This window comes from Pandoraea sp. NPDC090278 (assembly GCF_044772185.1).
Taxonomy (GTDB): domain Bacteria; phylum Pseudomonadota; class Gammaproteobacteria; order Burkholderiales; family Burkholderiaceae; genus Pandoraea.
In genome coordinates this window covers 1-6023 of sequence record NZ_JBIVYJ010000027.1, presented here as the reverse complement: position 1 = coordinate 6023, position 6023 = coordinate 1, and the positions used below count along the sequence as shown (strand labels likewise).

Below are 6023 nucleotides of genomic sequence, written 5' to 3'. Positions count from 1 at the left end.
GCCCGTGCGTCGCGCAATCTCTCGCAGCGGTACCTTCTCGCGGAAATACATCCGCCTGATCTTGGCTAGCATGCCCACCGTGATCACCTTGGTATCTCCTGCTCAAAGGTTGAGCAGGACATTGAATCACGTGGGTCAATTTTCGATGAAAACTACACCCCTCAAAGGGTCAGTTCTTGGTGCACATCAACAGCCCTGAAACAGACTTATGCGTTGCCGGAGCTGTTAGCCGCTTTGAGTCTTGCCCGCAGTTCTTACTTCTATCACCGTGCACAGCTGTTGGTTGATGACAGGCATGCTGACGCCCGTCGCGTCATCACCGACATCTTCGAACTCAATCACCGTTGCTACGGTTATCGTCGGATTCGCGCGGCATTGATCAGGCAACAGGTCTTCATCTCGGAAAAGGTAGTCGACAGGAAGGTCTGGCCGCTGCCACGACCAGGCGACGTCGTTACGGCTCCTATCGTGGAGAAATTGGCCCTGCGCCGGAGAACATCATCAATCGCGACTTCTACGCCGCCGCTCCTCATCATAAATGGCTCACGGACCTTACGAATTCCAGATCCCGGCAGGCAAAGTGTATCTGTCGCCGGTTATCGACTGCTTCGATGGTCTCGTTGTGAGCTGGTCAATCGGTACGCGGGCGGACGCCGAACTCGTCAACACGATGCTGAATTCGGCAATCGAATCAGTAGCTGGCTGCAAGCAGCGGCCCGTAGTTCGCTCGGATCGTGGCGCGCACTATCGCTGGCCAGGATGGCTCTCGCGTATGCAGGCTGCCAGACTGATTCGCTCGATGTCGCGCAAAGAATGTTCGCCGGATAACGCAGCCTGCGAGGGATTCTTCGGGCGACTCAAGACGGCGTTGTTCTATCCTCGTGACTGGCGAACCACGACCATCGATCAATTCATCGAAATCGTTGACTCGTACATTCGCTGGTACAACGCAAAACGGATCAAAGTCTCGCTCGGCTCCCTCAGCCCCGTCGAATACCGGCAGAGTCTTGGAATAGCGGCATAACTCAGTCCAAGAAAATAGCCGCACCCCCGGTGGGGCAGGTTTACATCGGCGCTAACAGATAACCGCGCCACTCGTTCGAAAGGCACGTCAGGCCATCGGCCTTGGCTTTACTCCGCAGGCGGTCGATATGGCTGGTGTCGGCTTTGAGCATCGGATCAATCCATTTCCATCAGTCTCTGTCGATCGGCTAAGCGCCATCCGTGCTGGCTACCGGACAAGCAGCGATGGAAAGGGCGATGTCTTCAGCACGAACTGCAGGTGGTGCGCGAAGTCCGGATCGATACCGAGCTGAGGCGGCAAGTCAGCAACAGTCATGACGTCCTGTAACTGCCAGTCATAGGCCCACCCCCATTTCTCGAGAGCATGCATGCCTGGACCCGGCACTGACAAAAAAACAATGCAGGAGTTGGGGGCGCGAAGAAATTCGAGATTCTGGTAAAGCATGCCGTTGCCGTACACGCTGAAGGGAAGGCACTCGCACAGCAGAACTCTGTATCGCCCCATCAGCTCTGGGTTCGGACGATCCGCACAAATATCGCCAAGCAGGTCGGGAGCATCCTCCACACTGACATTGAGCGTATCCGCTTGCAGGTGCTGTCCCAAGTGCGAATGGTTCGCCCCACATCCAATGATCAGGCGGGTTCGATACGGTAGCGGTTGCTTGGTGGTCCACATTGTTTCTTTCCTTTCAGGAGGCAATACGTTTGAGAGAGGCCGCCAGTGGCCATGCTGAGCGCAAATGCCGGGGTGTCTTCAGACGCGCCATGTCATGGTCGGGGCCGCGCAGCCAGGTACACGGCATCTCGCAGTTTCAGTCGGTGTCGGCCACGCCATTGAAATGCTCTTTGACGACCTTTCCATCTCGGTAGCTGACCGCGTGGTAGTGCATGGAATCCTTCACAGATTCAACATCCGGCAAGCACACCGTCTCGAGAAATTCAGCGTGACCATTGTTGAACAAGTGGTAAAACTGCGGCATGAGGGAACCGCGCACGACGACGCTGCCTTCATAGGCCTTGACCGTGATGCCAGGCAGCAGCGTGGATACTTGCGCCCCCAGCGAGGAAACACCGACAGCCGTCCAAAGGCTTTGGGATGGGAGCATGCCGGGATAAAGCCGGAAATGACACATAACACCAAAAGTAATAAAGATGATCGGCTTTATGTGTAGAAGTTCAGACTTGATCTGACAGTCACGCACCGTCAGAACGGGTCGCGACTTCTACATTTTATGTGCCGAGTGTCATTCCCGCGGAGCCAAACGCTCCAGCGGCTCGATTTGCTGCAGCCACCCCTGCAGCGTAGAAATAACGCTCTGTACTTCTATAGCCAGATCCCCCGCCAATTCGGGCAGGCCTTCCCCATCGGATCGAACCGTCCTATCCGCGCCATTGATGACGGTATGGGCCATGCCATGCAAGCGCAACAGCATGTCGTGTAACCCATCCGCTGCTTGCATTCCGGCAAGCACTGCATCGAGCTCGTCCACGAAGCGCAACAAGGCAGTCGTGTCGTAGGTGCGCTGCATTTCGTGGAGCGCATCGCACCCCACATTTCCATAGGGGGTTCGGATCGTCTCGTTGGGCAAACTCATGTCTGCCCCCCAGGCGTGGCGTCAAACCGTTGTGCTGCATTGGAGCGCTCGGGCGAGTTTGAGGGCTTTTCGGAACAAGGACTCTTTCACCCAAGGCTCCGGCGGCCTCTTCAGGTCAAGGTGATAGTTGCCGAAACGCTTCACGCCGCCTGTTCCGTAAGGACTCATGAAAGAGACGTCGACGTCGGATACCGGCTCCCCTGCATCGTGCAACTCCTGAAGAATGCGCATCATGTCCACCGTATTTTGCAGAATCACAGCCGACGCCACCAGATCGATATACCGTACCCGCTTTTGCTGCTCATTCAGATCGTTCGAGGCGATCACGTCACCACCGAAATCGAGCCACTTGGCAAACGCATGATAGGACTCGATCTTGTTGGTTGTCGCCGTGACCTCCTGCCGCATTTCCTTCTGCGAAATCCAGCGCAGCAGGTATATTGTGCGCAGTGCCCGGCCAAGCTCACGTGCGGCCGCGAACAGGCGATTGTGCCGCCCTTGATGGCTGAGCTTTCGCAGCAGCATTGGTGACGCAATTCGTCCAGCCTGAATCGAGATGGCCACTTGCATCAGGTCCTTCCAGTGGTTTCGAATGATGTTCCAGTCGATCGTGTCATTGAAGATCCGATCGATGTGCTTGTAGCAAGTATTTTTATCTGCCTTGTAGAACCGCAGATCCTTCCAGTTTCGGATGCGCGGCATCAATTGGATGCCGTTCAGGTACGTAAACGCAAAATCGGTTTCAGACTGCCCGTGTGTGTCCGAGTAGACGGTGTCGGCCTGCACGCTCAACCCGGCCTTGAGTAGCCCTTCGATGACATAGACGGCTTCCAGTACGCCCGGCGGGATGAAATGGCGAAAGACCGCGATGTAATTGTCGGCTACATGACGATAGGCAACAGCTCCCATGCGACGATACCGGAAATGCATGCCAACAAGCAGGTTCTGCTCGTAGAAGTTGTACTGGGTGCCGTCTGCCGCCACCTTCGTGCCCTCGCCCCACAGTTTTGGCAGATCCAGTCGCAAATACAATTCCGTGAGTTCGCGGCAGGCATTGTCGAGCTGCTCCAGGCTCATGTGGCGCTGATTGACGTACGACAACTGGTGCGGCGTCACGCCATTAGCCAAGTGCCGGGCCGCCTGGTTGGGCCCCAGATTGCACCCCATGGCAAAAACGTTTAACAGGTAGCGTTCTCTGGCGTTTCGCAGCTTGGGCTCGTCGCCGGAAAGCGGCCCGAAATTGCGGGTGAAGCCGCTCCAGTGCTCGATGTTGGCCAGAATATCGAGCAAATTGCGCGGCACGATCCGACTATCGATGGCCGCCTGGAGCGCGATCGCCGAGGGCGGAATCTCACGCGCCGTTACCCGCCTGAGGGTCGGCTCGCCGCTTGAACTGATACTCAGATCGCCGGCATGCTGTGGAAATTCGTCGTCCACCTCTGCTGCGGTGTCAGCCAGGAGCGTCTTGATACTATCGACGAAGTTCCGCCCATCGGCCGGAACACCAATCCTTTCGCAATACTCGGGGAGCAGCACCTCGCACTCACTCCATGGCAGCAACTGTTCGCGATAGTCAGCGAACGAGCCCGAACCTTCGATGCAAATATCGCCGCAGCGCAGTTCACTGCACAAGTAGCTGAAAACGCAGACTTCGAGGTGGCGGCGATTGGTTGGGTTGCCCAACGCAGGAGAGCGGCGCACAAGCTTTCTCCAGCGCTCGGAAGCAAACGACAGGTCGACGTCCTCAGCAATCCATTCGGCACGTCGGCCTTCATGGCAAAGAACGACGTCAAGCGCCCGGAGCAAGCTGCCGTCCTGGGTGGCTGCGACGAAACGCAGAGTCTTCGCCATTTGGAACATCGCCAAAATCAGCGTGTGACGCTTGTCCGGGCGGAAATCCTTCATTTCGCCAGCATCGAGGGCTGCCGCCCGCTGCGCCAAATGCTGTAATTTGGTCGTCGGGATGTCGGAGAGCAAGACATCCGAATCTGGCAGCGATTCGAGCCAATACAGTTGGCCCAGCACCAGTTCTAAATGTTTGCGCGACGCTTTTTGGGCCGAGCGCTTGATCTGGTGGTAGAGCGTGCGTCGGGCCGGCAAATCAGCTTCCAGCAATTGGTCCAGCCATTGGCGCTGATCAGGCGATAGACGCTGCGCGATACGCGAATAAAGCGCCAGCTCGGCCTCGGCGTGAGCTCGCTCAGCGATTTCGTCAAGTGCACCGAATGCAGGCAGTTCGTGACCGAGGCGTACCAGCTCTTGCGCCGCGATATTGATGATATCCACGCGGGTGACGACCATGTCTGCGGCCCGTCGGGCAATGTCGGTTGCTATTTCTCGTGTATGCGCGTCGGTATATGCCTTCACGCCCAATAGCGTGCGGATCGCCTTGTGGTGCCGATACAGCGCCGTATGGGCTGAGGGGTATGTAATCTGTGGCACCGGCGCGATTCCCAACGTTGCCGAGATGTGCTCGACGATGTCTGCAGGAATTGCCTCGACGGTCGGGAAACGGCGTAGAAACTGGAAGCACTTGAGCATCACCAGTAAGGCCAGTCGCCGGTCGGGGGTGCGCGCGAAGCCCAGCGCCCACTCAATCTCCTCGGGGCCGGGGGTGAATGATGTCTGCAAATCCCGCAGCGTAAGCGTACGGGGAAATCGCGGATATGCGGTTCGCTCAATACTGGCCATGCAACGAAGCCCAAGATGGCAATGGAATAATGAGCGAGTCGTCCATACCATCTAACAAAACCGTGTCACCGAAATACGCGCGCAAGGCGTTAGGAACGAAAATCAGTAATGAGGTGTGGAAGGTTTTGCCGCCGCTGCTGCCGGTTGCAGAGCGCTCAGCGAAAGGCGGGCATCCGCGCGCAGAGGATCGCGCAGTGCTAAACGGTATTTGTTTGTATCGCACACCGGCATCCCATGGGAAGATTTGCCACAGGAGATCGGCTTCGGTAGCGGCATGACATGCTGGCATCGCTTGCCGGACTGGCAGTCCAAGGGTTTCTGGGAGCGATTGCATCTGACCCTGCTCAACGATTGCGCACGCATGACGGGACTAGACTAGGGCGCTAGTGCTGCTTCACAGGACATCGAGGCGAAAGCGTGACCGCGGCGGCGCGATATGACGGGTGATGTCGCATTGCATGTCGTTTTGTTACGTTTTTCCCGTCCAGCAAAGGTCGGCGGGACCCGGCGCGCACCAGCGTTCCTTCGATGATCTAGACAAGGAACATCTTGCCGCTCGAGTCGGCCGATTCACTCACGACTTGCGCCACCGCGTCGGGTCATCAGCGCGTAAGACTCACCCGTTAAAACAGATATCGGAAGTTGGCCGTGCCCCAATAGGTGGGGGCCTGGCCCTGCGTGGAGCCGTTGAGCATGACGTACAGCTTGCTTTGC

At 57.2% G+C, this 6023-nt stretch carries 4 protein-coding genes and 2 pseudogenes; 2 read left to right on the top strand and 4 right to left on the bottom strand.

Annotated features, from left to right (window positions below; genetic code table 11):
- Window positions 1–192: 192 nt before the first annotated feature.
- A pseudogene (locus ACIQWO_RS27250) lies at window positions 193–1024 on the top strand (IS3 family transposase); the annotation flags it as partial.
- A gap of 207 nt (window positions 1025–1231) precedes the next feature.
- Here ACIQWO_RS27250 and ACIQWO_RS27245 read toward each other — a convergent pair.
- The 4 genes from ACIQWO_RS27245 to ACIQWO_RS27230 form a co-directional block, all read right to left on the bottom strand.
- Window positions 1232–1699 carry a hypothetical protein gene (locus ACIQWO_RS27245; protein ID WP_402830828.1) on the bottom strand — a complete coding sequence of 156 codons (468 nt, stop codon included), beginning with the start codon at window positions 1697–1699 and terminating at the stop codon, window positions 1232–1234.
- 136 nt (window positions 1700–1835) lie between these two features.
- On the bottom strand, window positions 1836–2129 hold the full coding sequence (locus tag ACIQWO_RS27240) for a hypothetical protein (protein ID WP_402830826.1): 294 nt from the start codon (window positions 2127–2129) through the stop codon (window positions 1836–1838).
- 138 nt (window positions 2130–2267) lie between these two features.
- Window positions 2268–2618 carry a Tn3 family transposase post-transcriptional regulator TnpC gene (tnpC, locus tag ACIQWO_RS27235; RefSeq protein WP_402830825.1) on the bottom strand — a complete coding sequence of 117 codons (351 nt, stop codon included), beginning with the start codon at window positions 2616–2618 and terminating at the stop codon, window positions 2268–2270.
- A 21-nt stretch (window positions 2619–2639) separates the two neighbouring features.
- The gene (locus ACIQWO_RS27230; RefSeq protein WP_402830824.1) at window positions 2640–5309 is read right to left on the bottom strand and encodes a Tn3 family transposase; all 2670 of its coding nucleotides are present in this window, start codon (window positions 5307–5309) and stop codon (window positions 2640–2642) included.
- Between the two features lie 62 nt (window positions 5310–5371).
- Between ACIQWO_RS27230 and ACIQWO_RS27225 the strand changes: the two are divergent.
- Window positions 5372–5675 (top strand): annotated as a pseudogene (locus ACIQWO_RS27225) (transposase); the annotation flags it as partial.
- Between the last annotated feature and the right edge of the window lie 348 nt (window positions 5676–6023).

Coding starts and splice junctions, on each gene's coding strand:
- ACIQWO_RS27245 (WP_402830828.1), bottom strand. CDS start 1,699: ATGTGGACCACCAAGCAACCGCTACCGTATCGAACCCGCCTGATCATT.
- ACIQWO_RS27240 (WP_402830826.1), bottom strand. CDS start 2,129: ATGCTCCCATCCCAAAGCCTTTGGACGGCTGTCGGTGTTTCCTCGCTG.
- tnpC (WP_402830825.1), bottom strand. CDS start 2,618: ATGAGTTTGCCCAACGAGACGATCCGAACCCCCTATGGAAATGTGGGG.
- ACIQWO_RS27230 (WP_402830824.1), bottom strand. CDS start 5,309: ATGGCCAGTATTGAGCGAACCGCATATCCGCGATTTCCCCGTACGCTT.